The organism is Sphingobium sp. DEHP117 (assembly GCF_030867385.1).
Taxonomy (GTDB): domain Bacteria; phylum Pseudomonadota; class Alphaproteobacteria; order Sphingomonadales; family Sphingomonadaceae; genus Sphingobium.
On sequence record NZ_JAPFBJ010000002.1, the window covers coordinates 611,493 to 638,292 of the forward strand.

At 64.7% G+C, this 26,800-nt stretch carries 28 protein-coding genes; 19 read left to right on the top strand and 9 right to left on the bottom strand.

Annotation, left to right across the window (positions count from 1 at the left end; genetic code table 11):
- Position 1 precedes the first annotated feature (1 nt).
- Entirely contained in the window at positions 2-1,666 is a 1,665-nt protein-coding gene (locus OOT33_RS10110; RefSeq protein WP_307749903.1) for an NAD+ synthase, read from the bottom strand.
- A 108-nt stretch (positions 1,667-1,774) separates the two neighbouring features.
- On the opposite strand from OOT33_RS10110, the gene OOT33_RS10115 reads away from it, so the two are divergent.
- Positions 1,775-2,710: a ribose-phosphate diphosphokinase gene (locus OOT33_RS10115; RefSeq protein WP_307749904.1), complete on the top strand. Its 936-nt coding sequence runs from the start codon at positions 1,775-1,777 to the stop codon at positions 2,708-2,710.
- Positions 2,711-2,848: 138 nt separating this feature from the next.
- On the opposite strand, the gene OOT33_RS10120 is transcribed toward OOT33_RS10115, so the two are convergent.
- Positions 2,849-3,085 carry a hypothetical protein gene (locus OOT33_RS10120; protein ID WP_307749905.1) on the bottom strand — a complete coding sequence of 79 codons (237 nt, stop codon included), beginning with the start codon at positions 3,083-3,085 and terminating at the stop codon, positions 2,849-2,851.
- A gap of 94 nt (positions 3,086-3,179) precedes the next feature.
- Here OOT33_RS10120 and hisN point away from each other — a divergent pair, with 94 nt between their 5' ends.
- The 8 genes from hisN to pheT all read left to right on the top strand — a co-directional run bounded on the left by hisN (position 3,180) and on the right by pheT (position 9,333).
- The gene (gene hisN, locus OOT33_RS10125; protein ID WP_307749906.1) at positions 3,180-3,965 is read left to right on the top strand and encodes a histidinol-phosphatase; all 786 of its coding nucleotides are present in this window, start codon (positions 3,180-3,182) and stop codon (positions 3,963-3,965) included.
- Between the two features lie 18 nt (positions 3,966-3,983).
- Complete coding sequence (locus OOT33_RS10130) at positions 3,984-4,415, top strand: MAPEG family protein (protein ID WP_307749907.1); 432 nt, start codon at positions 3,984-3,986, stop codon at positions 4,413-4,415.
- Complete coding sequence (locus OOT33_RS10135) at positions 4,405-4,560, top strand: hypothetical protein (RefSeq protein WP_307749908.1); 156 nt, start codon at positions 4,405-4,407, stop codon at positions 4,558-4,560. Before OOT33_RS10130 ends, OOT33_RS10135 begins: the two co-directional genes overlap by 11 nt.
- A gap of 157 nt (positions 4,561-4,717) precedes the next feature.
- Positions 4,718-4,921 carry a 50S ribosomal protein L35 gene (rpmI, locus tag OOT33_RS10140; RefSeq protein WP_275486851.1) on the top strand — a complete coding sequence of 68 codons (204 nt, stop codon included), beginning with the start codon at positions 4,718-4,720 and terminating at the stop codon, positions 4,919-4,921.
- Positions 4,922-4,934: 13 nt separating this feature from the next.
- The gene (gene rplT / locus OOT33_RS10145; RefSeq protein ID WP_307749909.1) at positions 4,935-5,297 is read left to right on the top strand and encodes a 50S ribosomal protein L20; all 363 of its coding nucleotides are present in this window, start codon (positions 4,935-4,937) and stop codon (positions 5,295-5,297) included.
- Positions 5,298-5,492: 195 nt separating this feature from the next.
- Positions 5,493-5,861 carry a GIY-YIG nuclease family protein gene (locus OOT33_RS10150; RefSeq protein WP_307749910.1) on the top strand — a complete coding sequence of 123 codons (369 nt, stop codon included), beginning with the start codon at positions 5,493-5,495 and terminating at the stop codon, positions 5,859-5,861.
- Positions 5,858-6,952: a phenylalanine--tRNA ligase subunit alpha gene (pheS, locus tag OOT33_RS10155; protein ID WP_307749911.1), complete on the top strand. Its 1,095-nt coding sequence runs from the start codon at positions 5,858-5,860 to the stop codon at positions 6,950-6,952. The genes OOT33_RS10150 and pheS overlap by 4 nt, the downstream gene beginning before the upstream one ends.
- Positions 6,949-9,333 carry a phenylalanine--tRNA ligase subunit beta gene (gene pheT, locus OOT33_RS10160; RefSeq protein WP_307749912.1) on the top strand — a complete coding sequence of 795 codons (2,385 nt, stop codon included), beginning with the start codon at positions 6,949-6,951 and terminating at the stop codon, positions 9,331-9,333. Before pheS ends, pheT begins: the two co-directional genes overlap by 4 nt.
- A gap of 117 nt (positions 9,334-9,450) precedes the next feature.
- Here pheT and OOT33_RS10165 read toward each other — a convergent pair whose 3' ends face one another.
- Together OOT33_RS10165 and crtI are read right to left on the bottom strand one after the other, a co-directional pair.
- Positions 9,451-10,020 carry a TIGR00730 family Rossman fold protein gene (locus OOT33_RS10165; protein WP_307750357.1) on the bottom strand — a complete coding sequence of 190 codons (570 nt, stop codon included), beginning with the start codon at positions 10,018-10,020 and terminating at the stop codon, positions 9,451-9,453.
- Positions 10,021-10,025: 5 nt separating this feature from the next.
- Positions 10,026-11,534, bottom strand: coding sequence for a phytoene desaturase family protein (gene crtI / locus OOT33_RS10170; protein WP_307749913.1), 1,509 nt, complete (start codon positions 11,532-11,534; stop codon positions 10,026-10,028).
- Positions 11,535-11,629: 95 nt separating this feature from the next.
- On the opposite strand from crtI, the gene dmeF reads away from it, so the two are divergent.
- Together dmeF and OOT33_RS10180 are read left to right on the top strand one after the other, a co-directional pair.
- Positions 11,630-12,559, top strand: coding sequence for a CDF family Co(II)/Ni(II) efflux transporter DmeF (dmeF, locus tag OOT33_RS10175; protein ID WP_373690546.1), 930 nt, complete (start codon positions 11,630-11,632; stop codon positions 12,557-12,559).
- 91 nt (positions 12,560-12,650) lie between these two features.
- Positions 12,651-13,091, top strand: coding sequence for a hypothetical protein (locus tag OOT33_RS10180; protein WP_307749915.1), 441 nt, complete (start codon positions 12,651-12,653; stop codon positions 13,089-13,091).
- Here the strand turns inward: OOT33_RS10180 and OOT33_RS10185 are convergent.
- Positions 13,088-13,810, bottom strand: coding sequence for an SDR family NAD(P)-dependent oxidoreductase (locus OOT33_RS10185; protein ID WP_307749916.1), 723 nt, complete (start codon positions 13,808-13,810; stop codon positions 13,088-13,090). The two genes, OOT33_RS10180 and OOT33_RS10185, sit on opposite strands and share 4 nt — an antisense overlap.
- 5 nt (positions 13,811-13,815) lie before the next feature.
- The gene (gene purF, locus OOT33_RS10190; RefSeq protein WP_307749917.1) at positions 13,816-15,285 is read right to left on the bottom strand and encodes an amidophosphoribosyltransferase; all 1,470 of its coding nucleotides are present in this window, start codon (positions 15,283-15,285) and stop codon (positions 13,816-13,818) included.
- Between the two features lie 189 nt (positions 15,286-15,474).
- Here purF and ccmC point away from each other — a divergent pair, with 189 nt between their 5' ends.
- From ccmC to OOT33_RS10230, 8 genes are all read left to right on the top strand, one after another.
- Entirely contained in the window at positions 15,475-16,218 is a 744-nt protein-coding gene (ccmC, locus tag OOT33_RS10195) for a heme ABC transporter permease CcmC (RefSeq protein WP_307749918.1), read from the top strand.
- Between the two features lie 4 nt (positions 16,219-16,222).
- Positions 16,223-16,354 (top strand): heme exporter protein CcmD, encoded by a 132-nt coding sequence (ccmD, locus tag OOT33_RS10200; protein ID WP_307749919.1) that lies wholly within the window; start codon positions 16,223-16,225, stop codon positions 16,352-16,354.
- Between the two features lie 7 nt (positions 16,355-16,361).
- Entirely contained in the window at positions 16,362-16,814 is a 453-nt protein-coding gene (gene ccmE / locus OOT33_RS10205) for a cytochrome c maturation protein CcmE (protein WP_307750358.1), read from the top strand.
- Positions 16,815-16,971: 157 nt separating this feature from the next.
- Positions 16,972-18,906 (top strand): heme lyase CcmF/NrfE family subunit, encoded by a 1,935-nt coding sequence (locus OOT33_RS10210; RefSeq protein ID WP_307749920.1) that lies wholly within the window; start codon positions 16,972-16,974, stop codon positions 18,904-18,906.
- Positions 18,903-19,433: a DsbE family thiol:disulfide interchange protein gene (locus OOT33_RS10215; RefSeq protein ID WP_307749921.1), complete on the top strand. Its 531-nt coding sequence runs from the start codon at positions 18,903-18,905 to the stop codon at positions 19,431-19,433. The genes OOT33_RS10210 and OOT33_RS10215 overlap by 4 nt, the downstream gene beginning before the upstream one ends.
- A complete protein-coding gene (locus OOT33_RS10220) occupies positions 19,433-19,846 on the top strand; it encodes a cytochrome c-type biogenesis protein CcmH (protein ID WP_307749922.1) in 414 nt (137 codons plus the stop codon). The genes OOT33_RS10215 and OOT33_RS10220 overlap by 1 nt, the downstream gene beginning before the upstream one ends.
- Positions 19,846-20,481, top strand: a complete 636-nt coding sequence (locus OOT33_RS10225) for a tetratricopeptide repeat protein (RefSeq protein WP_307749923.1) — start codon at positions 19,846-19,848, stop codon at positions 20,479-20,481. The genes OOT33_RS10220 and OOT33_RS10225 overlap by 1 nt, the downstream gene beginning before the upstream one ends.
- A 93-nt stretch (positions 20,482-20,574) precedes the next feature.
- Positions 20,575-22,506: a KUP/HAK/KT family potassium transporter gene (locus OOT33_RS10230; RefSeq protein WP_307749924.1), complete on the top strand. Its 1,932-nt coding sequence runs from the start codon at positions 20,575-20,577 to the stop codon at positions 22,504-22,506.
- A gap of 14 nt (positions 22,507-22,520) precedes the next feature.
- Here OOT33_RS10230 and OOT33_RS10235 read toward each other — a convergent pair whose 3' ends face one another.
- The 3 genes from OOT33_RS10235 to leuA form a co-directional block, all read right to left on the bottom strand.
- Positions 22,521-23,462 (bottom strand): IS110 family transposase, encoded by a 942-nt coding sequence (locus tag OOT33_RS10235; RefSeq protein ID WP_307748849.1) that lies wholly within the window; start codon positions 23,460-23,462, stop codon positions 22,521-22,523.
- A 460-nt stretch (positions 23,463-23,922) separates the two neighbouring features.
- Positions 23,923-24,885 carry a nitronate monooxygenase gene (locus OOT33_RS10240; protein WP_307749925.1) on the bottom strand — a complete coding sequence of 321 codons (963 nt, stop codon included), beginning with the start codon at positions 24,883-24,885 and terminating at the stop codon, positions 23,923-23,925.
- A 60-nt stretch (positions 24,886-24,945) separates the two neighbouring features.
- Complete coding sequence (gene leuA / locus OOT33_RS10245; protein WP_307750359.1) at positions 24,946-26,619, bottom strand: 2-isopropylmalate synthase; 1,674 nt, start codon at positions 26,617-26,619, stop codon at positions 24,946-24,948.
- Positions 26,620-26,800: the final 181 nt, after the last annotated feature.

The window sequence follows — 26,800 nt, forward strand, 5'->3', positions numbered from 1 at the left end:
GTCAGCTCGTCCGGAACGCATTGGTGATGGGATAGCGGCGGTCGCGGCCGAAGTTGCGGCTGCCGAGCTTGACGCCCGGGGGTGCCTGCCGCCTTTTGTACTCCGCGATATAGAGCAGCCGCTCAATCCGGGCGACGGTTTCCCGGTCGAAGCCGCGCGCGACGACCTGTTCCACCGAAAGCTCGCTCTCCACCAGCCCGTGCAGGATCGGATCGAGCACCTCATAGGGCGGCAGGCTGTCTTCGTCCTTCTGGTTCTCGCGCAGCTCTGCCGTCGGCGGTTTGGTGATGACGCGCTCAGGCATTACCGGGCCTTCAGCGCCGAGGCCGATGGCTGGCTTATGCGCGTTCCTCCAGCGCGAGAGATCGAACACCGTGGTCTTGTAGGCGTCCTTCAGCACCGAATAGCCGCCCGCCATGTCGCCATAGATGGTGGCGTAACCCACCGACATCTCGCTCTTGTTGCCGGTGGTGAGCAGCATGTGGCCGAACTTGTTGGAGAGCGCCATCAGCGTGACGCCGCGGATGCGGGACTGGATGTTTTCTTCCGTCAGGTCTTTGCCGCGCCCTTCGAAAACGCCCGAAAGCATAGTGTCGAAGGATTTCATAGCGTCCGCTATTGAAATACTGTCAAGCCGGACGCCGAGCATCCGGGCGCATTCGGCGGCGTCGTCGAGGCTTTCCTGGCTCGTGAACGGCGACGGCATCATCACGCACCACACCCGCTCCGGCCCCAGCGCATCGACGGCGACGGCGGCGCTCAAGGCGCTGTCGATCCCGCCCGAAAGGCCGAGCACCACGCCGGGGAAGCGGTTGCGCTCCACATAATCGCGCAGGCCCACGATCATCGCGCAATAGACGTCTTCCGGGTAGGGCGCGAGCGGGGCAATCTCGCCCGGTGTGCAAGCCCAGCGGCCATCTGCTTGCGCTTCCCAGCGGGTGAGACGCAGCTCCTCGCGCCAGTCCGTCATTTGATGCGCAAGGCTGCCGTCGCCGTTGAGCACGAACGACGCACCATCGAACGCCAGCTCGTCCTGCCCGCCGACGCGGTTCAGATAGGCGATGGGGAGGCCCGTTTCCCGCACCCGCGCCGCGCATACCTGCGCCACGCGGCGCTCGTCCTTGTCGATCTCATAGGGGCTGCCATTGGGTGAAATGAGCAGCTGCGCGCCCTGCGCCTTCAGGTGCGCGCACACGAACGGGAACCACAGGTCCTCGCAGACCGGTACGCCGATCTTGACACCCCGAAATTCCATCGGCTCGGGCAGGGGGCCGGGCGCGAACAGGCGCTTTTCGTCGAACGTGCCGTAATTGGGCAGTTCGCGCTTTTGCCGCACTGCCTTGATCTCGCCGCCATCGAGCAGCGCGACGCAGTTGAACAGCGCGCCCTGATTGGCGATCACGGTGCCGACCAGCATTGCCGGGCCGCCATCCGCGCTCGCCCGCATCAGGCGCAGCAGCTCGTCGCCCGCGCGCTCCACCAGAGCGGGTTTCAGCACCAGATCCTCGGGGGGATAGCCGATCAACTGCAGCTCGGGGAAAACCACCAGATCCGCGCCCTGTGCCGCAGCTTTCGCGCGCCATTCCAGCATGGCATCGGCGTTTCCGGCAAGATCACCCACAGACTGCGTAGTCTGCGCAAGGGCTATCAGTAAAGAATGCGTCATCTGCTGGCCCCTAGAGTATTTTCGCTCGCGGCAAAAGCCTTGCCCTTTGCGTGTTGCCCGCTAAAGGCGGCGTATCAACCGTCACAGGATTGCAACGAGGGGCGCTCCATGAAATTGATGACCGGCAACAGCAACCGGCCGCTTGCCCAGGCAATAGCCGACTATCTCGAAATGCCGCTCACCAATGCCTCCGTAAGGCGTTTCGCCGACGAGGAAGTGTTCGTCGAGGTACATGAGAACGTCCGCGGCGAGGATGTGTTCCTGATCCAGTCGACCAGCTTTCCCACCAATGACAACCTCATGGAGCTGTTGATCTGCATCGACGCTCTGCGCCGTGCGTCGGCCAAGCGGATCACGGCGGTGCTGCCCTATTTCGGCTATGCCCGGCAGGACCGCAAGCCCGGCCCGCGCACGCCGATCTCTGCCAAGCTGGTGGCGAACCTCATCACCGTGGCCGGCGCAGACCGCGTGCTGTGCGTCGATCTGCATGCCGGGCAGATCCAGGGCTTCTTCGATATCCCGACCGATAATCTGTTTGCCGCGCCGGTGATGTCCGCCGATATTCAGGCGCGCTTTGGTGACAAGAATATCATGGTCGTCTCACCGGACGTGGGCGGCGTGGTGCGTGCGCGCGCGCTGGCGAAGCGGCTCGACAACGCGCCGCTTGCCATTGTGGACAAGCGCCGCGAGCGCGCGGGCGAATCGGAGGTCATGAACATCATCGGCGACGTATCGGGTCGCTTCTGCGTGCTGATCGACGATATCGTCGATTCGGCGGGTACGCTCTGCAACGCGGCGGCGGCGCTCAAGGCTGCGGGTGCTGAGGATGTGGTCGCCTATGTCAGCCACGGCGTGCTCTCGGGCGGCGCGGTCGCGCGGGTCGAGGCGTCGCAGCTGCTGGAGCTGGTGATCACCGACTCGATCCTCGGCAACGAAGCGGTGCTGGCGAGCAACAAGGTGCGCCAGATGCCGATCGCGCCGCTACTCGGCGAGGCGATCAAGCGCATTTCGGACGAAAGCTCGGTTAGCTCTCTGTTTGATTGATCCGCTCACGCGGATAATCAGTACCAGCCCTCTCCCCCGCCCAACCTCCCGATATTTTACCGTGTCGGGAGGTTGGGCGGGGGAGAGGGCTGGCGCCGCAAATCCGAAACGCAGCGCAGCTGCCTGTTTCGGATAATATCACGCAGGTCCAACCAGCACCAGCGGCAGCGCCAGCATCAGCGCGATGCAGGCGGCGGCTCGTTGCTTGCCGTTGAGGAAGTCGGAAAGCGGATAAAGCTTCCACAGGGCCGGGCAGGAAAAGAAGCTCGCCACGAAGAGTCCTGTCGAAATCGTCTCGCCCAGATGGCGCGGCAAGTCCATCTGCGCGGCGAGGCCGCCCAAGAAGCTTCCGATACAGATGATCCATCCGAGCATGGTTTTGCCAGTCTCCGTCCACGCATAAGAACGGACGGACGCGGCCCGGCTTTACCCTCTTGCGCCTGAGCGCACCGTCGCCCAAGGAAAGCGTATGAGCCTTTCCGACGATCTTGCCCTCGCCCACGCCCTTGCCGATGCGGCGGGCGCCGCAATCCGCCCCTTTTTCCGCGCCGCTTACGAGACCGACTATAAGGCGGACGACAGCCCGGTTACGCAGGCGGACCGCGCCGCCGAGGCCGCCATCCGCGCGATTCTGGAGCGCGAGCGGCCCGATGACGGCATCATCGGCGAGGAATATGACGCAGTCCGCGAGGATGCGGAGCGCGTATGGATCCTCGACCCCATCGACGGCACGAGGAGCTTTATCGCCGGGCGGCCCATCTTCGGCTCGCTGATCGCGCTCAGTCAGGCAGGATGGCCGGTGCTCGGCATCATCGACCAGCCGATCACGCACGAACGCTGGGCGGGGGCGGCGGGTCAAGCCAGCACGCATAACGGCCGCGTGGTGCGAACCCGCGCCTGCCGTGAGTTGGGCCAAGCCATCCTCGCCAGCACCGGCCCGCAATATTTCCCGCACCCCACCGGCGAGGCCTTCTCGCATCTGGCGCGGGACTGCCGCGACACGGTGTGGGGCGGGGACTGCTATAATTACGCGCTGCTTGCCTCCGGCCATATCGACATCGTGGTGGAAGCCGGGCTGAAGCTGCATGACATCGCGGCGCTGGTGCCGGTGGTGGAGGGCGCGGGCGGGCGCATGTGCGACTGGGCGGGCGATCCGCTGACCGACAGCAGCGACGGGCGGGTGATCGCGCTCGGCGACCCCGCGCGGCTCGACGATGTGCTGGAGGCGCTGCACGGGGGGCACGAGGGGCATTAGCAAGGGGAGAAAATTGTCATGCACATCGAAATTCTGAAACCGGTCGTCGCGCTGGCGATCTGGACCATGGTGATGTGGGTATGGATGTACGCCACCCGCATCCCGGCGGTGAACCGCCTCAAGGTGACGCCGGATTCACTGGTACAGGACAACCCCCCGACGCTCGACCAGCTTTTGCCCGCCAGGGTGCAGTGGAAGGCCCATAATTACAATCATCTCCACGAAGCGCCGACGGTATTTTACGCGATTGCATTGACATTGGCCCTGATCGGCGCAGGGAGCGGCTTTCCGGCCCTGCTGGCGTGGATGTATGTAGCGCTGCGCGTAGTCCACAGTCTGGTGCAGGCGACGATCAACCGGTTGATGCTGCGCTTCATGATCTTCGCGCTGTCCAGCATTGTGCTGATGCTGCTGGTCGCATGTGCGGCGGTGGAGGTTTTTGCCCGTTAAGGGCGGCGGAAGTGGGGGGTTCCTGGACAAGATTATCGTCGACCACGCCAGCAAGGTGCCGCAGGTAACGGCGCTGTTCTGGCTGACCAAGATAATCGCCGGGGGCGCATTGGCAGTTAAAAGGCGCGTGAGCAAGGCAGGCTGATCAGCGACGCTGCCCCTTGCTTTTCTACCCCTTCCTGCCTATAGGCGCGCCTTCGTCCGGCTTGCCGGATGATTCTTGATGGGACGAGCAGGCTGATAGGGCTGCCTTGTTTGTCCGCAAACGTCAAAGGCTTATGGCCTCAACGAAGGAGACGAAAATGCCCAAGCTCAAGACCAAGAGCGGTGTGAAGAAGCGCTTCAAGTTCACCGCGACCGGCAAGGTGAAGCATGGCGTCGCTGGCAAGCGGCACCGCCTCATCAGCCACAACGCCAAATATATCCGCCAGAACCGTGGCACTTCCGTGCTGTCCGATGCCGACGTGGCTCACGTCCGCCTCTGGGCACCCTACGGCCTCAAGTAAGGAGTAGCGAGAGATGGCACGCGTCAAACGGGGCACCACCACCCGCGCCAAGCACAAGAACATCCTGGAGCAGGCAAAAGGCTATTATGGCCGCCGCAAGAATACGATTCGCATTGCCCGCCAGGCTGTCGAGAAGGCCGGGCAATATGCCTATCGCGACCGCAAGGTTAAGAAGCGGAACTTCCGCGCGCTGTGGATCCAGCGCATCAACGCCGCCGTGCGCATGGAGGGCCTGACCTACGGCCAGTTCATGCACGGCCTCAAGCTCGCCGGAGTGGAGCTGGACCGGAAGGTTCTGGCCGACATCGCGATGCACGAGGGCGAGGCGTTTAAGGGCATCGTGGCGCAGGCCAAGAGCGCCCTTCCGGCAGCTTAAGTCAGACGGCGCCAGCCCGCTCCCCCTCCCGCAGCCGAGTCACGTGCCTCGGCAGCGCTCCCATAAGATACCCTGTCGGGTGGTTGGGAGGGGGAGCGGGCCGGAACCGCCTCCAAATAAAAAGGGCGCTGGGGGTAACTCCGGCGCCCTTGTTGTATTGCTCCTTCGTCATTCCCGCAAAAGCGGGAATCCAGTATGGCAGCCCTCATGAAAGATTCCGGTCAGCCCGCAGTCTATATTATGGCGAGCAAACGGAACGGTACGCTGTACATAGGAGTGACCTCCGACCTCGTGCAAAGGGTGGCGCAGCATCGTTCCGGCTTGATAAAGGGCTTCACTAGCGACTACGGGGTGAACCGACTTGTCTGTTACCAAATCGGCGCTTCCATGGAAGAGGCGATTATGCGGGAAAAGCGGTTGAAGAAATGGAATCGAAAGTGGAAGCTGGAGTTGATTGAGAGCTCCAATTCCGACTGGCGCGATCTCGCGGTCGATATCGGCTTTGAGCCGCTGCACGAACAAAGACTGGATTCCCGCTTTCGCGGGAATGACGGGGAATTATGAGCGAAATAACTGCATTGAAGGCGGGCCTGCTGGCCGACATCGAACGCGCCGACACGCTGGCGCAAGTCGAGGAGTTGCGCGTCGGCGCGCTCGGCAAGTCCGGCGTGGTGACGGCGCTGCTCAAGACGTTGGGCGGCATGTCTCCCGAGGAGCGGCTGGAGAAAGGCCCGCCGATCCAGGATTTGCGCGAGGGTGTGACCGCCGCCATCGCAGCGCGCAAGGCCGCGCTGGAGGAAGAGGCGCTCAACGCCCGCCTCGCTTCCGAACGGCTGGACATGACGCTGCCTGCCGAGGCCGCGCCGCAGGGCAGCGTGCATCCCGTCAGCCAGGTGATGGACGAGCTGGCGGAAATCTTCGCGGACCTGGGCTTCGCCGTCGCCACCGGGCCGGAGATCGAGGACGACTGGCGCAACTTCACCGCGCTCAATATCCCCGAGACGCACCCTGCCCGCGCGATGCACGACACCTTCTATTTCCCGGACAAGGATGCGGAAGGCCGCTCCATGCTGCTGCGCACGCATACCTCGCCGGTGCAGATCCGCACGATGACGACGAACCCGCCGCCGATCCGCATCATCGCGCCCGGCCGCGTCTATCGCTCGGACTCGGACGCCACGCACACGCCGATGTTTCACCAGATCGAGGGGCTGGTGATCGACAAGGGCATCCATCTCGGTCACCTTAAATGGACGCTGGAGACGTTTCTGAAGGCGTTCTTCGAGCGCGATGACATCACGCTGCGTCTGCGCCCCAGCTATTTCCCGTTCACCGAGCCTTCGGTGGAGGTGGATGTGGGCTATACCATCGAGAAGGGCCAGCGCGTGATCGGCGGCAGCGGCGACGCGCCCGGCGGCGGGTGGATGGAGGTGCTTGGCTCCGGCATGGTCCATCGCAAGGTGATCGAGAATTGCGGGCTGGACCCGGACGAGTGGCAGGGCTTCGCCTTCGGCACCGGGGTCGATCGGCTCGCTATGCTGAAATATGGCATGAACGACCTGCGCGCCTTCTTTGACGGCGATTTGAGGTGGCTGCGCCATTATGGGTTCAGCGCCTTGGATGTGCCGACACTTTCGGGGGGAGTGGGCGCATGAAGTTCTCCCTCTCCTGGCTCAAAGAGTATCTCGATACGCAGGCCGATCTCGAGACGATCCTCAAGACGCTCAATGACATTGGCCTCGAGGTCGAAGGCGTCGAGAATCCGGCAGAGAAGCTCAGCGGCTTCAAGGTCGCGAAGGTGCTCACCGCCGTGCCGCACAGCCAAGCCGACAAGCTTCAGGTGCTGACCGTCGATCACGGCGATGGAAACCCGCTGCAAGTCGTCTGCGGCGCGCCCAATGCGCGGGCGGGCCTCGTTGGCGTGTTCGGCGTGGAGGGCGCCGTCGTCCCCGCAAATGGCATGGTGCTGCGCAAGGCTGCCATCCGAGGGGTCGAGTCGAACGGCATGATGTGCTCCACGCGCGAGCTGGAGCTGGGCGATGATCATGACGGGATCATCGAGCTGCCCGCTGACGCGCCGGTGGGCGCGGCGTTCGCGGACTATGCGAAGCTTGACGACCCGGTGATAGACATTTCGGTCACGCCCAACCGGCAGGATTGCATGGGTGTGATGGGCATCGCGCGGGATCTGGCAGCGGCGGGCCTTGGGGTCTTCAAGCCGGTCGAAGTGCCTGCCATTACGGGCGAATACCCCTGCCCGGTCGAAATTCGCACCGACGATCCGGCGGGCTGCCCGGCCTTCTATGGCCGCGTCATCCGGGGCGTGAAGAACGGCCCGTCGCCCGAATGGATGCAGGCGCGGCTGAAGGCGATCGGCCAGCGGCCCATCTCCGCGCTGGTCGATTGCACCAACTATCTGATGTTCGCCTGCGGACGGCCCGCGCACGCCTATGATCTGGCGAAGCTTTCCGGCCCGGTCGTCGCGCGCCGTGCCCATGAGGGCGAGCGCATGACCGCGCTCAACGGCAAGGAATATCTCCTTTCGCCGGACATGACGGTGATTGCCGATGATGCCGGCGTGCATGACATCGCCGGGATTATGGGCGGCGAGCATTCGGGCTGCGCGGACGACACCACCGACGTGCTGCTGGAGATCGCCTATTTCACGCCGGAGAACATCGCCCGCACGGGGCAGGCGTTACAGCTCACGTCTGATGCGCGCAGCCGTTTCGAGCGGGGAGTGGACCCTGCGTTCCTCGACGATGCGCTCAGCCTGCTGACGGACCTGATCCAGCAAACCTGCGGCGGCAGCGCGAGCGAGGTGGTGCGCGCAGGCGAACCGCCAGTTGCGCGGCGCAACTTTTCCTATGATCCGGCGCAGACCCTGAAGATAGCGGGCGTTGACCTCGCGGCGGATGCGCAACGCGCGATCCTTGAAAAGCTGGGCTTTGAGGTGGCGGACGATTGGACGATCACCGTGCCGACCTGGCGGCGCGATATCGATGGCGCGGCGGATATCGTGGAGGAGGTGGTGCGCATCCACGGCCTCGGCAATGTGCCCTCGACCCCATTGCCGCGTGCGCCCGGCGTAGCGAAGCCTACGGCAACGCCCGAGCAGCTGACAGAGCGCCGCGCCCGCCGTGCCGCTGCCGCGCGGGGTTTGAGCGAAGCGATCAACTGGAGCTTCATTTCCGAGAAGGAGGCGGCTTCCGTCGGCGGGGGCGACTGGATGCTCGCCAACCCGATCAGCGAAGACCTCAAGGTCATGCGTCCGTCCTTGCTCCCCGGCCTGCTATCGGCCGCGCGGCGCAACATCGACCGGGGCGCGGCGTCCGTGCGTTTGTTCGAGATCGGGCGGCGTTATTTTCGCGCGGAGGACGGCAGCAGCATCGAGAAGCTGACGCTGGGCATAGTGATGGCGGGGGAGAAAAGCCCGCGCGGATGGCAGGCAGGCAAGGCGCGCGGCTTCGACGCGTTCGATGCCAAGGCCGAGGCATTGGCGTTGCTCGGCGCGGCGGGAGCGCCCGTGGCGAACCTGCAAATGTTTGGCGAGGCGGGCGGCAGCTATCATCCCGGCCAGTCCGGCACCTTGCGACTGGGGCCAAAGACGGTGCTGGCGGAATATGGCGTGCTGCACCCCGCGCTCGCCAAGGCGTTCGACCTTGGCGGCACAGTCGTTGCGGCGCAGCTTTTCCTCGATGCGATACCGGCGAAGCGAAAGGCAGGGTTCATGCGCGCGCCCTATGCGCCGCCTGCATTGCAGGCGGTGACGCGCGACTTCGCTTTCCTCGTGCCCGAGGCGCTGGAGGCTGATGCGCTGGCGCGCGCCGTGAAAGGCGCCGACAAGAAGAGCATCGTCGATGCGCGACTGTTCGACCTGTTCACCGGCGCGGGCGTGGAAGCGGGGATGAAATCGCTGGCGGTCGAGGTAATGCTGCAACCCGGTGAGAAAAGCTTCACCGAGGAGGAGCTGGTCGCGATCAGCGCTGCGGTGGTGAAGGCGGCGGAGAAGCTGGGCGGGGTTTTGCGGAGTTGATTGCCGCTCCGGCCCTCTCCCCCTCCCAACCTCCCATAGGATACCCTGTCGGGAGGTTGGGAGGGGGAGAGGGCTGGCGCCGTCTATCCGAAACGCCGCAACGCGGCCTGTTTCGGATCATATTTTCCCCACCAGCGGCTCGTGCGGCTCATAGCGTTCCATCGCATCGAGAAGCGCGGGCAGGTTGTCCCGTGCTATCAATATACCCGCATGTTGTGGGCGGATGAAGCCGTTCGCCGCCATCTGGCCGTTAAAGGCGATGAGCGCGTCATAATATCCCCCCGCATTGAGCAGACCGACAGGCTTGTCATGATAGCCGAGCTGCGCCCAGCTTATCGCTTCCCACAGTTCGTCCATGGTGCCCACCCCGCCGGGGAGCGTCAGGAAACCGTCGGCCAGCGTGGTGAACAGCGCCTTGCGGCTGTGCATATCGGGCACGACATGCAATGCGCTCAAGCCCTGATGCGCCAGCTCGGCGTGGACCAGCGCCTCCGGGATCACGCCCGTAACTTCGCCGCCCGCGCCCAGCGCACCATCGGCCAGTGCTCCCATCATGCCGACATTGCCGCCGCCATAGACGATGGCGACGCCCCAGCGGGCGAGCTGCTCGCCCACATCACGCGCGCATTCCAGAAACGCCGGGCTGTTGCCTGCGGATGACCCGCAATAGACCGCCAGGCTCTTCAGTTTCCTCATGCACCGTCCTCCAACATCGCCTGCGCTGCCAGCCGCGCGCCAGCCAGAACCGGCGGCACGCCCGCGCCGGGATGCGCGCCCGCACCCACCAGAAACAGGTTCTGCACCACGGCATCGCGCGCCTGGGGGCGCAGCATCAGGCTCTGGCTGCTAACGGGCGCGAGCGAGAAGGCGCTGCCCAGATGCGCGCGCATATCTGCCGCGTGTTCGCTCGGGCTGACATGAAATTGCGTGACGATGCGCGCGTGAATATCGGGGATGAGCCGCCGTCCGATTTCGTCGAGGATGCGGGTGGTCAGAGTCGGCGCCATCTCCTGCCAGTTGATCGGCAGCTTGCCCTGATGCGGAACCGGGACAAGCGCGCTGAAAACCGAGCAGCCCTCGGGCGCAAGGCCGGGATCGGTCACGCTGGGATGCATGAGGAAGATTGGCTGGTCGGCGGGCAGCACGCCGTGCTGGAATATATCGGTCAACCACTCCCCATAGCGCGGGCCGAACAGCACGCTCCGGTGCGGGATGCCCGGCCATGTGCCGCGAATACCGAAATGCACGGCGAAGAGCGCAGGGGACCATATCTTGCGCGTCAGCTTCCCGGCCTGCCTTGGCCCCAGCGGATGCTGGCCCAGCAAATCGCGATAGCTGTGCATCAGGTCCGCATTGCTGGCGATCATGTCAGCGTCGTCGCGCCAGCCGCCCTGCGTCACGACACCTGTGGCGCGGTCGCCCATCATCTCTATGCGCGCGACAGGATCGCCGAGGCGGATCGTGCCGCCAATCCGCTCGAACAGCGCCACCATGCCCATGATCAGCCGGTTCATGCCGCCGCTTGGGTGCCATAGTCCGGTGTCGCGCTCCAGCCGGTGACGCCAGCCATGCAGCGCGCTCACCGCCATCGGATTGCCGCCGGAGAACAGCGTTGCGAAGGAAAAGGCCTGCCGCAGCCGCTCATGGCCGACCATGCTGGCCGCCAGCCCATAAGCGGAACGCCAGCCCTGATGCTGGAGGATCGCGGGCAGTACCCGTGCCATCGCGCGGGCGTCGGGAAAACGCGACCCGCCCAGTTTTGTCAGCCCCTCGCGCACCGCTTCCGCGCCATAATCGAGCAATCGCTGGCCGCCAGCAATGTCGCGGCTGTCGATGCGCGCGATCTCCTGCCGGAGGGCCGCGTCATCCGCGCCAAGATCCATCGATGCGCCATCGGGCCAGCTTAATCGCCAGAACGGCGCAACCGGCTCCAGCGTCACATCGGCCGCCATATCCTGCCCGGAAAGCCGCCACAGCTCGGCGAAGCTGTCCGGGTCGGTGATCGCCACCGGCCCGCGGTCGAACGTGAAGCCAAGATGCGTGTGCCAGCTCGCGCAGCCGCCAGGCCGCTCGCGCGCCTCCAGGATCGTGGTGGAAACGCCGGCCGATTGCAGGCGGATGCCGAGCGCCAGTCCGCCCAGCCCCGTGCCGACAATGAGCGCGCGCTTACCCTCCGGGCGCGGTTCGAGAGGCGCTGTCATGCGCGGGCCGGTCTCACCACAGCTTGCATGGCCGCCCTTATGCGCATAGCCGCGCGGGGAGACAAGCCTGTGCGACAGATTGACGTCAATACGGCATGAGGCGTAGGCAGTGCCCCATGAGCGCCGCGCCCCCCGAAGAGCATCGTCATTACTACGATCATATCTATTTGCCGCAGATGCATGATCGCAACGCGCGGCGCACGCACTGGGTGATCGCGCTCACGCTGGTGACGATGATGGTGGAGATAGCGGCGGGCTGGCTGACCGGATCGATGGCGCTGCTGGCGGACGGATTTCACATGGCGACGCATGCGGGCGCGCTGGCGATCGCGGGGCTTGCCTATGCCTTCGCCCGGCGCCACGCGCGCAACGCCCGCTTCACCTTCGGCACCGGGAAGGTGGGGGATCTGGCGGGTTTCGCCTCGGCGATCCTGCTGGCAGTGGCGGCGCTGGGCATCGCGGTGGAATCGGCGCTGCGGCTGTTCAACATGCGCGCGATCCACTTCAACGACGCGCTGCTGGTAGCCGCCATCGGCCTTGCGGTGAATCTGGTGAGCGCCTGGATGCTGATGGAGCGGCATCACCACGACCATAATCATCACCACGCACATGCCGATACCAACCTGCGCGCGGCCTATCTCCATGTGCTGGCCGATGCGCTGACCTCCGTGGCGGCGATCGCGGCGCTGCTGGCCGGGCGATATCTTGGCTGGCTCTGGCTCGATCCGCTGATCGGCATTGCGGGCGCGCTCATCATCCTGCGCTGGGCCTGGGGGCTGATGCGCGATGCCTCGATGATCCTGCTCGATACGGCCGAGCCGGAGCATGCCGCCGCGATCCGGCGGATCGTAGCGGAAGCGGGCGGCGTCATCGCAGACCTGCACGCCTGGCGCCTCGGCCCGCATGCGCACGCCGCCATAGTCAGCCTGGCGGGCGAGGCGGGCGACGCGCAGGCGATCCGCGCCGCGATCCACGCGCTGCCGCGTTTCGTGCATGTGACGGTGGAGCGGCAGCACGCGGATTGAAGGGCTTCCGAGCCGCTAACCCTGTTTCGCAGCGAAATGGTAACGATATCGGCGCAGCATCACCTGCATCATGCGCCCCACGGCACTCTGGATGGCCGCGCCGCCGCTGCTGGCGCTGACCGGGGGTTTCGCTCCCGCGCTCGCACGGCCCGTGGCAGACGGACCGGATCTGCGCCCCACCCACGTGCCGAAGCTGCCGGACTCGATAGGCGGCTTGCCCCAACGACCGTCCGCCGCCTTCCCGATAGCGGGCGTGGTGAAGCGCAACGGCGCTTATTATCTCGACCTCGATCTGCGTCCGCTCGAGCGCGAAGGATTTGATACCTATGCCACAGTGGGCGGCGGCAAGGCGGGCTTCGCGCGGCTCGAAGTGGGAGTCGTGACCTCCGCCTCGCTGAGCGGACCCGTGTTGGACGGCTGGTCGCTGTTCGGGATGACCGGCTATGGCCATCGCGCGGACCCATCGGCGCTGCGCAATCTCGAAACCGGCAACCAGTGGGTGGGCGGCGTCGGCCTCGGCTATCGCTTTTAGGCTTCGACGCGAATTCGCTCGCCGTTGGGTGCGTTGCGCGTCACGAGGGCCAAAATCCCTTCCGCAACGACTTCCGGCGCTTTCACCGTCTGCGGGTCTTCACCGGGGAAGGCCTTGGCGCGCATGGCGGTGCGCGTCGCGCCCGGGTCGACGATGTGGGTGCGGATAGCGGAGATGTTCTTCACTTCCTCGCCATAGGCCAGCACCAGCGCCTCCAGCGCCGCCTTGGTCGCCGCATAGGCGCCCCAATAGGGGCGGGCAGTGCGCGCTACGCTGCTGGTGATCGCCAGCACGCGCGCATCGGGCGACTGGCGCAGCAACGGGTCGAACGCGGCGATCAGCGCCTGGTTTGCGCTGATGTTGAGGGTCATTATCTTCGCGAATTCCTTGGTGTCGATCGCGGGGACCGAGGCGAGGCTGCCCAGTTGCGCAGCGTTCAGCACAAGAATGTCGAGCGCGTTCCAGCGCCCGGCAATCGCGGTCGCCAGCCGGCCGATGCTTTCGCCGTCGATCAGGTCCAGCGGCGCGATGGTGGCGGAGCCGCCCGCATCATGGATGCGCGCCTCGACCTCCTCCAGCCCGGCGGCCGTGCGCGCGACGAGGATTACATGCGCGCCGGCCCGGCCCAGTGCCACGGCAGCTTCCGCGCCGATCCCCCGGCTCGCGCCGGTGACGAGGGCCAGGCTGCCGGCAAGCGGCTTAACGTTCGCGTCGGCCATATGTGTCAGACCACCCGCTCGGAAAGCAGCTCAAGCTGGTCGCGCACCTCGGCCTCGTCCTGATCGGTGAGCGAGGTGGGATAATCGCCGGTGAAGCAGGCATCGCAATATTGCGGGCGGATATCGGCGCGTTTTGCCTCGCCCAGCGCCTTGTACAGGCCGTCGATCGAGAGGAAGGAGAGGCTGTCCGCGTGGATGAAGTCGCGCATCCCGCCGATGTCGAGCTTATGGGCGAGCAGCTTGGTGCGTTCCGGCGTATCGACGCCGTAGAAGCAGCTATGCCGCGTTGGTGGGCTGGCGATGCGCATATGCACTTCCTTCGCGCCCGCCTCGCGCATCATCTGCACGATCTTGAGCGAGGTCGTGCCGCGCACGATGCTGTCGTCGATCAGGACGATGCGCTTGCCGTCAATCAGCGCGCGGTTGGCATTGTGCTTCAGCTTGACGCCAAGGTGGCGGACCTGATCGCCCGGCTGGATGAAGGTGCGGCCGATATAGTGAGAGCGGATGATCCCCAGCTCGAACGGGATGCCCGATTGCTGGGCATAGCCAATCGCGGCGGGCACGCCCGAATCGGGTACCGGGATCACATAATCGGCCTCGACCGGGTTTTCCTGCGCCAGCTGCGCGCCGATCGCCTTGCGCACCGAATAGACGCTGCTGCCGTCCACGATCGAATCGGGGCGCGAGAAATAGACATGCTCGAAGATGCATGGGCGGGGGTGAACCTCGCCAAAGGGGCGGTGGCTGCGGATCTGCTCCGCGCTGGAGCCGTGCGGCACCACGATCAGCTCCCCCGGTTCTACCTGGCGGATATATTCCGCGCCGACGACATCGAACGCCACGGTTTCCGACGCGAAAATCACCGCGTCGCCCAGCCGGCCCATCACCAGCGGGCGGATGCCGAGCGGATCGCGGCAGGCGATCATGCCCTCCGCCGTCATGCAGATGAGCGAATAGGCGCCCTCCACCTGCTTCAGCGCATCGATGAACCGGTCGAGCAGGGTGCGATAGCTGGACGTAGCGACGAGGTGGATGATGACTTCGGTGTCGGAAGTCGACTGAAAGATCGAGCCACGGCGAATCAGCTCACGCCGCAGCTTCATCGCGTTGGAGATATTGCCGTTGTGCGCCACCGCGAAGCCGCCGGTCGACAGCTCGGCATAGAGCGGCTGGACGTTGCGCAGCGAGGTCTCGCCCGTGGTGGAATAACGCACATGGCCGCACGCCACATTGCCGGGCAGGGCGCGAATCGCCTCGTCATTGTCAAAATTGCCGGCGACATGGCCCATCGCGCGCTTGGTGTGGAACTCGTGCCCATCCCAGCTGGTGATGCCTGCCGCTTCCTGCCCGCGATGCTGGAGCGCATGGAGGCCGAGTGCGACCATGGCCGAAGCGGTTGTGGCGCCGGAGACACCGAAAATGCCACACTCCTCGCGCAGCTTGTCATCGTCGAAAGGATGCGTTGTCAGCATAGGTCCGCGCGGTTCCGTGCAATTGCCTGTTTGAGCTGTGTGAGCGACTGTCTGCGGGCATATAGGAGCATCCATCCCCTTTGTCGCCCCCCTGATTGTCTTGACGGTGTCACATTTTGGGTTGCGCGGGGGCATATGGGTCGAAGGGAGCCTAGTCAGGGGCGATCCGGCCCGCTAAAGAGGCGCGCAATGCACGCATTCGCGAATCCTGCGAAGTTTCTCTCCCTCGCCAAGGTGCTGACGCCGTGGCTGTTTTGGGGCGGTCTTGCTCTTATTCTGGTCGGTGCCGGATGCGGCCTGTTCGTCACACCAGCGGACTATCTACAGGGCGAATCGGTGCGCATTCTTTACATCCATGTGCCTGCCGCCTGGCTCGGCATGGGCGGCTGGACCGGCCTCGCGATTGCCGCGCTGATGCAGATCGTGTGGCGGCACCCGCTCGCCGGAGTCGCCGGGCGCGCCATCGCGGTGCCGGGCGCGCTGTTCACCGCCATCTGCCTCGCCACCGGATCGATCTGGGGCAGGCCCACCTGGGGCACCTGGTGGGAGTGGGACGGGCGGATGACGAGCATGCTGGTGCTGCTGTTCCTCTATTTCGGCTATATCGCGCTTGCCCGCGCCAGCGCCGAGCAGCCAGGCGGCATCGGCGAGAATGGTGGCGTTTCGCGCGTGACGGCGATCTTCGCGCTGGTCGGCGCGGTCAACCTGCCGATCATCAATCGCAGCGTGGTGTGGTGGAACAGCCTGCATCAGGGGCCGAGCATCACCATGCGGGGGTCCAGCATAGACAGCGCGATCCTGTGGCCGCTGGGCTTGACGGTGATCGGCTTCTCGCTGTGGTTCGGCGCGATCGTGCTGATGCGGATGCGCAGCATATTGGCGCAGAACAAGGTCGAGGCGCGGATGGCGCGCTTGGCGCGGGAGGCGGCATGACGTCATGAACCACTGGCCGTTCATCATCGCTGCCTATCTGATCACGGCGCTGGGCGTGCTTGGCCTCAGCTGGGGCAGCTGGCGTGCGATGCGTGCGGCCGAGGCGCGCGCGGACGCGATGCGGCGGGATCGCTGAAATGGCGTTGAAGTCCAAGCATCAGCGGCTGATCCTCGTGCTCATTGCGCTGGTGGCGATCATCGGCGCGGGCTTGCTCGCTGCCTCTGCCTTGAAAGACGAGGCCGCCTATTTCTATGTGCCCGCAGATGTGAAGGCAAAAGGGTTCACGCCGGGCAAGGCCGTGCGGCTGGGCGGCATGGTGGTGGCGGGCAGCCTCGCCCACGCGCCCGACGGCGTGACGAAAACCTTCACTGTGTCGGATGGCAAGGCGACCGTGCCGGTCCGCTTCACCGGCATCGCGCCCGATCTGTTTCGCGAGGGGTCCGGCGTGGTCGCGGAAGGCAAGTTCGACGCGCAGGGCACCTTCATCGCCGACAACCTGCTCGCCAAGCATGACGAACGCTATATGCCGCGCGAGATGGAAGGCATGAGCTACGATCCCAAGACCCACAAGGTGACCGGGGCGGCCAAGCCGTGATCGGTGGTGCCATCATCCCCTATCGTCACCCTGAACTGGTTTGGCTTCGCCGCTCTTACGGGTCAGGGTCCATGTCTATTCTTGGAGCATGGCTGCCTGAGGCGCGATGGATGCTGAAACGAGTTCAGCATGACGGTTTCATAAAAGAGAAAGCGCGGTGATCGCCGAACTGGGCCTTGCGGCGCTGTGGCTGGCGGCGGGGCTGGCGCTGTTGCAGCTCGTGCTCGCCGCGCTGGGGCTGGGGCGGGCGCGGGCCGAGCTGCTCAGCGGAGTGCGCCCGGTCGCGGTGGCGCAGGCGGCGTTGTGCGCCCTGTCCTTTGCCGCCCTGATTGCACTGTTCCTGCGCTCTGACATGTCCGTGCTGCTGGTCGCGATGAACAGCCACAGCGCCAAGCCGTGGCTTTACAAGTTCGCGGGGACATGGGGCAATCACGAAGGCTCTATGCTGCTGTGGGTGACGGTGATGGGGCTGGCTGGCGCGCTGGTTGCGCTGCTGGAACGGACATTGAAGCGCGCAACGCATATGGCGACCTTGGGCGCGCAGGCAGCGATTTCGCTGGGTTTTTACGCGTTCCTGCTGTTCGCGTCCAACCCGTTCGCGCGGCTCGACCCTGCCGCGCCGGACGGGCAGGGGCTGAACCCGTTGTTGCAAGACCCCGGCCTCGCCTTTCATCCGCCGACGCTCTATCTCGGCTATGTCGGCCTCTCGGTGGCGTTCTCGTTCGCGGTCGGCGCGCTGTTGACGCGCACGGTCGACGCCGCCTTCGCCCGCGCGATGCGCCCTTGGGTGCTGGGCGCATGGGTGCTGCTCACCATCGGCATCACGGCGGGCAGCTATTGGGCCTATTATGAGCTGGGCTGGGGCGGCTGGTGGTTCTGGGACCCGGTGGAGAACGCATCGCTGATGCCATGGCTCGCCGCCACCGCGCTGCTGCACTCGGTAACGGTACTGGCGACGCGCGACGCCTTGCGGGCGTGGACGGTGATGCTCGCCGTCGTCGCCTTCTCGATGTCTATGGTCGGCACCTTCCTCGTGCGTTCGGGCATCCTCACCAGCGTGCACGCCTTCGCGGTGGACCCGGAGCGGGGCAGCTTCATCCTCGTGCTGCTGCTGCTCTATATCGGCGGCGCGCTGGCGCTGTTCGGCCTGCGCGTCGGCACGGTGCGCGAAGGGCGCCAGTTCGAGGCGGTGAGCCGCGAGGCGCTGCTCGTCGTCAACAACCTGTTGCTCACGGTCATTCTCGGCGTAGTGCTGGTCGGCACGCTCTATCCGCTGATGGCCGAAGCCTTCGGCCACAAGATTTCGGTCGGCCCGCCCTATTTCAACGCGGTGGCGGGGCCGCTCGCGCTCGCGCTGATGCTGGCTATGGCGGTGGGGCCGCTGGTGCGCTGGCGGCGCGATGAGCCGGGCGTGGTCGCGGGAAGGCTGCTGTGGCCGGCCGGGGTGATGATCGGAATGGCAGCCGCGCTCGGCGTGGCGGCGTGGGGCAGGATCGGCGTTTTGCCCTATCTCGGCCTGGTCGTGGCGGCGGGCGTGGCGCTTGCCAGCCTGATCCCGCTCACCAAGCGCAATCTGCGGCGCACGCCCCTGTTCACTTACGGCATGGTGCTGGCGCACCTCGGCTGCGCGGTCTCGTTGGGAGGCATGGCGGCGGAGAGCGCCTTCACCACCGAGAGACTGGTGGCGATGAAGCCGGGCGAGAGCGTGGAGGCGGCGGGCTGGCGCATCCGGTTCGACCGTGCCATGCCCCTGGCCGGGCCGAACTGGGTAGCGATGCAGGCCGATATGGCCGCGAGCCGGGGCGGAGAGGACATCATGCTCCATCCGCAGAGCCGCTTTTTCTCCAGCCCGCCCACCACGACCAGTGAATCGGCTATTCTTACCCGCTGGGATGGGCAGCTGTACGTCGTGCTGGGCGAGGCGCTGGACGATGGGCGCTGGCAGATGCGCATCTGGTGGAAGCCGTTCGTCACCCTGATCTGGCTCGGCGGGCTGATGATCGCGGCCGGGGGTGCGCTGACGCTGATCGGGCGCGAGCGGCGCGGCTGGATGTTGAAACTGCGCCGTCGCAACGCGGAGCAACCGGCATGAAGGGCCGCTGGCTGACATGGGCGCCCTTGGTGGTTTTCATGGCACTGGCGCTGCTGTTCGCAGGGCGCCTGCTATGGCCGGAGGAGCATGTCATCCCCTCGCGCATGGTCGGCAAGCCGCTGCCCGCTTTCTCCCTTCCCGCCGCCGCATCGGATCGCCCGGCGCTCGACAGCCGCCAGTTTGCAACCGGCAAGCCGCGACTGCTCAACATCTTCGCGAGCTGGTGCGTGCCCTGTGCCGCCGAAGCGCCGCAACTCATGGCACTTCGCCAAGCGGGTGTGCCGATTGACGGCATCGCCATTCGTGATGCGCGTGCGGATGTGGACCGTTTCCTCGCGCGCCATGGCAATCCGTTTGCACATATCGGGCTTGATGCGCGTTCCTCGGTGCAGCTGGCGCTGGGAAGCTCCGGCGTGCCGGAAACCTTCGTCATCGGTGGCGACGGGCGCATCTTGCACCAGCATATCGGCGACATCCGGGCCGACGATGTGGAGACGATATTGCGCATTTGGCAGGAGGCGCGCTGATGCGGCGGCTGGTTTTCCTGCTGGCGCTGGCTTTCGCCGCTCCGCTGACGGCGCAGACTGCGCTGCCGCCTGCCCCCTATGCCAACCAGCAACTCGCTGACCCGGCGCAGGAGCGCAAGGCGCATGAGCTGATGCTCACCATCCGCTGCGTCACCTGCCAGAGCCAGTCGATCGCGGACAGCGACGCGAGCATGGCGGCGGACCTCCGCTCCGAAATCCGCGTGCGTATTGCCGCGGGCGAGCAGCCGGAGCAGATTCGCGCCTGGCTGATCGAGCGTTATGGCGACTGGATCAGCTATCGCCCCACCGCCGAGCCGATCACCTGGCCTTTATGGGCGGCGCCGATCCTGCTGCTGGCGGGCGGCGGAGTTTTGGTGCTCGGGCGCATCCGGCGCAGGCGGAGGAACGCGTGATGGGCTGGGCGCTATTCGTATTGCTGGCCGCGAGTGTGGCGATCGGCCTCGTGCTCGCCCGCATGCCGCGCGTGGTGTGGGAGCTGGTCGGCTCGGCGCTGTTGCTGGCTGCGGCAGGATATGCATGGCAGGGCAGCCCCTCGCTTAACGGCGATCCGCGCGCGCCGGGGCAAACCGTGCCGCGCTATGACGAAGACCTGGCCAAGCTGCGCAACGCGTTTTCCGGCACGGATAACAAGGCCGGGCTGTGGATCACCATGTCTGACGGCCTTGCCCGCCAGGGCAATTATGAAGATGCCGCGAACGCGCTGGTCGCCGGCCTCAAGGCGAACCCGGACAACGCCAATCTCTGGGTCGCGCTCGGCAACATGCTGATCTACAAGGCGGATGGCGCCTTCCCCCCCGCCGCGCAGTTCAGCTATGCCCAGGCAGAGCGCCTCGCGCCCGGCAATTCCGCTGCGCCTTATTTCCATGGGCTCGCGCTGGCGCAGGCGGGGCAGTATGACGCCGCGCGCCAGATCTGGGCCGCATTGCAGGCGCGTGTGCCTGCGCAGTCGCCTCTCCATGCCATGCTCGCTGCGAATATTGCCCGGCTCGACAGCCTGATGGCCGCGGAGGGCGGACAACAGCCGTGATCCCGGCGTTAGCATTACGTTTATTGCACCGCACTATATGCTGTGCTAACGCCCCGCGATCGGTCGCCCGGAGACCTGCAAAGGCATTTGCATATGGCTGAAGACAGCAGCACGGCGAGCGAACAGTCCGCGGCCGCGCTATCCCATTCCACCGCGCATTCCCACGGCAGTGACGGCATCGTCAAACTTGCCGTCGGCGCCATCGGCATTGTCTTCGGAGACATCGGCACCAGCCCGCTCTACGCCTTCCGTGAAACATTCGCGGGACATCACCCTCTCGCACTCGATGCGGACCATATCTACGGCGTGATCAGCCTGATGTTCTGGTCGATGATGATGGTCGTGACGCTGAAATATGTCAGCATCATCATGCGGGCGGACAACAAGGGCGAGGGCGGCAGCCTCGCCTTGCTCGCGCTCATCAATCGCAACAGCGAGGGCAGGCGCTGGACCACCGGCATCGTCCTGCTCGGCGTGTTTGCCACTGCGCTGTTCTATGGCGATTCGATGATTACGCCTGCGGTGTCGGTGCTTTCTGCCGTGGAAGGTCTGGCGGTATATAACCCCGGCCTCGCGCCGTTGATCCTCCCTGCCGCCGTCACGATCCTCGTAGGCCTGTTCGCCATCCAGAGCGGGGGCACGAGCAGGGTGGCGGCATTGTTCGGGCCGATCATGCTGGTCTATTTCCTGACCATCGCTACGCTTGGGGTGATCAGCATCATGGCGACCCCGCACATCATCATGGCCCTGAACCCCTATTGGGCGGTAATGTTTTTTCTAACGGACCCTCTGCCCGCGTTTCTGGCGCTTGGCTCCGTCGTACTGGCGGTGACGGGCGCGGAGGCGCTCTACGCCGACATGGGGCATTTCGGCCGTAACCCGATCCGCGTTTCGTGGCTGGTGTTCGTGCTGCCTGCCTTGATGCTCAACTATATGGGCCAGGGTGCGCTGCTGACGCGCGAGGGCTATGCCGCGCTTGAAAGTCCGTTCTACAATCTGGCGCCCGTCTATTTCCAGCTGCCGCTGATCGGCATCGCGACGCTGGCCGCAATCATCGCCTCTCAGGCGGTGATATCGGGTGCATTCTCCGTCACCCAGCAGGCGATCCAGCTCGGTTTCATGCCGCGCCTGCGCATCGCGCATACCAGCGCGTCGACAGCCGGGCAGATCTATATCCCGCTCATCAACTGGGGCCTGATGACCATGGTCATCATCCTGGTGCTTTCGTTCCGCACATCGTCCAACCTCACCGCCGCCTATGGCATTGCCGTCACCGGCGCGATGTTTATCGACAACGTGTTGCTGACCGTGGTGCTGTTCCGCCTGTGGAAATGGCACTGGAGCGGCGCGGCGGCGTTGCTCTCGGTGTTCTATATCGTCGATGGCGCCTACCTCGCCGCCAATCTTACCAAAATTCCGGATGGCGGCTGGTTCCCGCTGCTCATCGGCCTGATCGTCTTCACCCTGCTCACCACATGGTCGCGCGGGCGCAAGCTGATGATCGAGCGGATGCGCGAATCGGCCATGCCGATCCCGGTGTTCGTGGCGTCTGCCGCCAACAGCGCGGTGCGCGTGCCGGGGACGGCGGTGTTCATGACCTCAACGGCAGACGGCGTACCGCACGCGCTGCTCCACAACCTCAAGCACAACAAGGTTCTGCACGAGCGTGTGATTCTCCTCACCGTGAAGATCGCCGACGTGCCGGTGGTGCAGGACGATACCCGCTGCCAGCTGGAGGACCTTGGGCGCGGGTTCTTCCGCCTCGTGCTGCATTACGGCTTCATGCAGGAGCCGGACGTCCCCGCCGCACTGAAACGGGTCGAGGGTTGCGGCCAGAGCTTCAAGATGATGGACACCAGCTTCTTCCTCGCGCGCCAGACGCTGCTGCCCTCCGCCCGGCCCGGCATGGCGCTGTGGCGCGAAAAGGTGTTTGCCTGGATGCTGCGCAACGCAGAAAGCGCGATGGAGTTTTTCCGCCTGCCGACGAACCGCGTGGTGGAGCTGGGCAGTCAGGTCGAGATTTAGAGTATCCGTGATGGTCAAGGGAGGGATTTGACCCATACGCGGTCTGCCTTGATGAGAGCGTTAGCGGTGACGATGAGTTTTCGCATGACGGTTGTGATGGCGACCTTTGCGGGTTTTCCGGCGGCGATGAGCTGTTTGTATTTGGCGCTGAGGTCTGGGTTGAAGCGGGCGGCGACGAGGGCCGGCATGTAGAGCGCCTGTCGGACGTTAGCGCGCCCTCCGCGGATGAAGCACTTGCCTTTCCATTGCCCTGACTGCCTTGCGACGGGGGCGAGGCCGGCGAGCGATGCGGCCTGCTTGTTTTCGAGGCTACCGAGCTCGGGCATGGTTGCGATGAGCTGCGCTGCAGTGAGGATACCGACGCCGCTGATGCTGGCGATGATTTCCTGCTTGCGGACGAGTTCCGGATCGGCCTGGATGATTTTCTGAGCCATGGCATCGATTGCATCGATATGGCGGGCAATCTGTTCGAGCCTTTGCTTGGCTTGACGCTTCAACAAGGGGAGGGTGAGGTTCTTTTCGCGGTTCTTGAGCGCGGTACGATCGCGCACCAAGCCATCACGGGCGTTCACAAGTTCGGCCAACTGGTTGAGGTTTTGTGCTCGTTCTGGGCGGGGAGCGGGCTTGAGTGCCTCGGCCATCAGCGCGAGCATGGCGGCGTCGATCGTGTCGGTCTTGGCAAGCGTACCTGTTGCCTGAGCAAATCGCCGCGCGCGTTCGGGGTTGATCCGCACGAGCGGACAGCCCACCAGAGCCTGTTCGAAGGCACGGTGGTAGACGCCGGTTGCCTCGTAAGCGATGCGTTCGACGTGCCACTGTGCGATCCATTTGATCAGTGCAGCATAGCCCTTCTTCGTATTGGCGAACTGCCGGCCAATTCCAGCCGGGCGGGCATGGCAATCAAGGCTCGCTTTGGAGATGTCGATGCCGATGTTTTGTGGTAGAACTGAGTTCATCTTTTCCGCTCCCATGCTTGTCATCCGGGCCGAAAGCCCCGGTATCCGTTCGGGCCTGATGGAAAAGAAAGGGGCGATCCAACTCTAACCCGGTCCTGCTGACCGGCATCGATGCGCGATCCGTCCCCTTCCGCCCGATCCGGGGTGGCCACCCCGGATCGGGCAAATCATTCTGGCCCAAACGGACCACAATGTCATAAGACAAGCGCGCTGCGTTAAATCTGGATCGGTCAGCGCGCTCTAAGTTTTGTTTTACCAAATCGTTTTGGCGCAAAACTGGTTCCCACCCTTCGACACGCTCTGGACAGGCTTTTGCGCACGATACTCCAATCACTCCGAACCCATTTTGGACGTCATGCTGAACTTGTTTCAGCATCCATTTCGCCCAGGCGAACTGATGGTGATGAGGAAGAATGGACCCTGAAACGAGGTCAGGGTGACGGAATGGTGTAATATCTATTCAGCCGCAGAGCGTGGCCCTTGCCGCCTCATATTCCCGCTTCAAACGCGCCACCACCTCCGCGACGCTTACCACCTTGTCGACAGCGCCGATGCCCTGGCCCGATCCCCAGATATCGCGCCATGCCTTGGCATCTGACGATCCGCCGGAGCCAAAGTCCATCTTCGTCGGGTCACCTTCGGGCAGATTGTCGGGGTCCATGCCCGCCGCGATGATCGAGCCGCGCAGATAATTGCCGTGCACGCCGGTAAACAGGCTGGAATAGATGATGTCGTTTGCCCGTCCCTCGACAATGCCCTGCTTGTAGGCGGGCGAGGCGCGGCACTCCTCCGTCGCGATGAACACGCTGCCCGCATAGCCGAGGTCCGCCCCCATCGCGCGTGCGGCAAGCACCGACCGGCCATTGGCAATTGCGCCTGAAAGCGCCAATATGCCGTCGAACCACTGGCGAATTTCCTGGATGAGCGCCAACGGGGAGAGGGTGCCCGCGTGGCCACCGGCGCCTGCCGCCACCGCGATAAGCCCATCTGCGCCTTTCTCTACCGCCTTGCGCGCGAAACTGTCAGTGATGACGTCGTGCAGTGTGATACCGCCCCAGGCGCGGACCGCAGCGTACACATCCTCGCGCGCACCAAGCGAGGTGATAACCAGCGGCACCTTCCACTTGGCGCAGGTGGCAAGATCGTCTTCCAGGCGGTTGTTGGACTTGTGGACGATCTGGTTGACCGCGAACGGAGCGGCAGGCGTATCGGGATGATCGCGGTCCCAAGCGCCAAGTTCCTCGGTGATCTGGTGCAACCACTCGTCGAGCTGGCTCTGCGGCCGCGCATTCAGCGCCGGAAAGGCACCGACAATGCCCGCCTTGCATTGCGCGATCACCAGCTCCGGCCCGGAGATGATGAACATGGGCGAGCCGATCAGCGGCAGGCTGAGGCGGGATTGCAGGCTGGCGGTGGTGAGCATGGGGTCCCCTTATATTCGGATGCCCGGACCTAAACCGGCGGACCAGCCATGCTCAAGCCTTTATTGCCGCGCGGCCAGCACCGCATTGGCGGCAGAGACCACTGCCTGCACCGATGCCGTAGCGACATCCGCATCCGTGCCGACGCCAAAAATATTTTTGCCGTCGGCCGTCTTGCACTCGACATAGGCGGCGGCGTTCACATCCGTGCCCGCGCCGATGGCGTGCTCGCTATAGTCGACGACCTCCAGATCGACGCCCAGCTCCTCGCGCAACGCCGCGAGGATGGACGAGATGAGGCCGTTGCCGCGCCCGGAGATGCTGCGCTCCTCGCCGTTCATCATCACCTTGCCGACGAAAATGCGGTCGCCCGCCGGGCCGGTCTCCTGATAATCGATCAACCGCACTGGCTGGCCCTCGGTCAGGCGATAATGGCTCTGGAACGCGTCCCAGATGTCCGCGGCATTGAGTTCGCGGCTGGTCTGGTCTGCCATGTCCTGCACCACGCGGCTGAAATCTGCCTGCATCCGCTTGGGCAGCTTCAAACCCTTGTCTTGCTGCAGCACCCAGGCGACGCCGCCCTTGCCTGACTGCGAGTTGACGCGGATGACCGCCTCATAGTTGCGGCCAAGGTCCGCCGGATCGATCGGCAGATAGGGCACGTCCCACAATTGGTCGTTGCGCGCTTCCTGCGCGGCGAAACCCTTCTTGATCGCGTCCTGATGGCTGCCCGAAAAGGCGGTGAACACCAGCTCGCCCGCATAAGGGTGGCGCGGATGAACAGGCAACTGGTTGCAATATTCGACCGTCTGGATCACCTCGTCGATGTCCGAGAAATCGAGGCCGGGGTGGATGCCCTGCGTGTAGAGATTGAGGCCGACCGTCACGATGTCGCAGTTGCCGGTGCGCTCGCCATTGCCGAACAGGCAGCCCTCGATCCGGTCCGCGCCCGCCATCAGCCCCAGCTCTGCCGCCGCAACGCCGGTGCCCCGGTCGTTATGCGGGTGGAGCGAGATTATGACTGAATCCCGGCGCGAGATACTGCGGCACATCCACTCGATCTGGTCGGCGTAGATGTTGGGTGTCGCCGCCTCGACTGTCGCGGGCAGGTTCAGTATCAGCGGTTTTTCGGGCGTGGGCTGGAGGATGTCCATCACCGCCTCGCAGCACTCCAGGCTGAAATCCAGCTCGGCGGTGGAGAAGGTTTCCGGGGAATATTCAAAGCGCCAGTCAGTATCGGGCTGGGCGGCAGCATGATCACGCAGCAGCTTCGCCGCGTTGATGGCAATATCCCGCACCTCGCTGCGCTCCATGCCGAAGACGATGCGCCGCCATGCGGGCGACACGGCGTTGTAGACATGGACGATCGCCGTCTTCGCGCCGCGCAGGGATTCGAATGTGGTGGCGATCAGGTCCGCGCGGGCCTGCGTCAACACCTGGACGGTCACGTCGTCTGGGATCAGGCCGTTTTTCACCAAGCCGGAGATGAAATCGAACTCGGTCGCGCCCGCCGAAGGGAAGCCGACCTCGATCTCCTTCACGCCTACCTTGCAGAGCAGCTCGAAAAAGCGCTGCTTCTTCTCGGCGTTCATCGGGTCGATCAGCGACTGGTTGCCGTCGCGCATGTCGGTGGAGAGCCAGATCGGCGGCTGCGTGATCGTACGGCCGGGCCATTGGCGATCAGGCAGGTCAACCTGCGGGAAAGGGCGATATTTGACCGAAGGGTCTGCGAGCATGGTCATGATATATTCCTGCAATCTGCGGCGCTCTTTACGCGCCCTGATACGACTGTCGAGAGGTTTTGATGGCCCTTAGGCAGTGGCGCGGCCCTGATGGCCAGCGCAAAAGACACGCCTAAGGGCGTGTAAGTCGTAGAAGCAGCAGGGGCAGGGTCCGTGCCATGCCTCCGCCATAGAG

Bases quoted from the DNA above. Each gene is read 5' to 3' on its own strand.
- OOT33_RS10110 (WP_307749903.1), bottom strand. From the start codon at position 1,666: ATGACGCATTCTTTACTGATAGCCCTTGCGCAGACTACGCAGTCTGTG.
- OOT33_RS10115 (WP_307749904.1), top strand. From the start codon at position 1,775: ATGAAATTGATGACCGGCAACAGCAACCGGCCGCTTGCCCAGGCAATA.
- OOT33_RS10120 (WP_307749905.1), bottom strand. From the start codon at position 3,085: ATGCTCGGATGGATCATCTGTATCGGAAGCTTCTTGGGCGGCCTCGCC.
- hisN (WP_307749906.1), top strand. From the start codon at position 3,180: ATGAGCCTTTCCGACGATCTTGCCCTCGCCCACGCCCTTGCCGATGCG.
- OOT33_RS10130 (WP_307749907.1), top strand. From the start codon at position 3,984: ATGCACATCGAAATTCTGAAACCGGTCGTCGCGCTGGCGATCTGGACC.
- rpmI (WP_275486851.1), top strand. From the start codon at position 4,718: ATGCCCAAGCTCAAGACCAAGAGCGGTGTGAAGAAGCGCTTCAAGTTC.
- rplT (WP_307749909.1), top strand. From the start codon at position 4,935: ATGGCACGCGTCAAACGGGGCACCACCACCCGCGCCAAGCACAAGAAC.
- OOT33_RS10150 (WP_307749910.1), top strand. From the start codon at position 5,493: ATGGCAGCCCTCATGAAAGATTCCGGTCAGCCCGCAGTCTATATTATG.
- pheS (WP_307749911.1), top strand. From the start codon at position 5,858: ATGAGCGAAATAACTGCATTGAAGGCGGGCCTGCTGGCCGACATCGAA.
- pheT (WP_307749912.1), top strand. From the start codon at position 6,949: ATGAAGTTCTCCCTCTCCTGGCTCAAAGAGTATCTCGATACGCAGGCC.
- crtI (WP_307749913.1), bottom strand. From the start codon at position 11,534: ATGACAGCGCCTCTCGAACCGCGCCCGGAGGGTAAGCGCGCGCTCATT.
- dmeF (WP_373690546.1), top strand. From the start codon at position 11,630: ATGAGGCGTAGGCAGTGCCCCATGAGCGCCGCGCCCCCCGAAGAGCAT.
- OOT33_RS10180 (WP_307749915.1), top strand. From the start codon at position 12,651: ATGGCCGCGCCGCCGCTGCTGGCGCTGACCGGGGGTTTCGCTCCCGCG.
- OOT33_RS10185 (WP_307749916.1), bottom strand. From the start codon at position 13,810: ATGGCCGACGCGAACGTTAAGCCGCTTGCCGGCAGCCTGGCCCTCGTC.
- purF (WP_307749917.1), bottom strand. From the start codon at position 15,285: ATGCTGACAACGCATCCTTTCGACGATGACAAGCTGCGCGAGGAGTGT.
- ccmC (WP_307749918.1), top strand. From the start codon at position 15,475: ATGCACGCATTCGCGAATCCTGCGAAGTTTCTCTCCCTCGCCAAGGTG.
- ccmD (WP_307749919.1), top strand. From the start codon at position 16,223: ATGAACCACTGGCCGTTCATCATCGCTGCCTATCTGATCACGGCGCTG.
- OOT33_RS10215 (WP_307749921.1), top strand. From the start codon at position 18,903: ATGAAGGGCCGCTGGCTGACATGGGCGCCCTTGGTGGTTTTCATGGCA.
- OOT33_RS10220 (WP_307749922.1), top strand. From the start codon at position 19,433: ATGCGGCGGCTGGTTTTCCTGCTGGCGCTGGCTTTCGCCGCTCCGCTG.
- OOT33_RS10225 (WP_307749923.1), top strand. From the start codon at position 19,846: ATGGGCTGGGCGCTATTCGTATTGCTGGCCGCGAGTGTGGCGATCGGC.
- OOT33_RS10230 (WP_307749924.1), top strand. From the start codon at position 20,575: ATGGCTGAAGACAGCAGCACGGCGAGCGAACAGTCCGCGGCCGCGCTA.
- OOT33_RS10235 (WP_307748849.1), bottom strand. From the start codon at position 23,462: ATGAACTCAGTTCTACCACAAAACATCGGCATCGACATCTCCAAAGCG.
- OOT33_RS10240 (WP_307749925.1), bottom strand. From the start codon at position 24,885: ATGCTCACCACCGCCAGCCTGCAATCCCGCCTCAGCCTGCCGCTGATC.
- leuA (WP_307750359.1), bottom strand. From the start codon at position 26,619: ATGCTCGCAGACCCTTCGGTCAAATATCGCCCTTTCCCGCAGGTTGAC.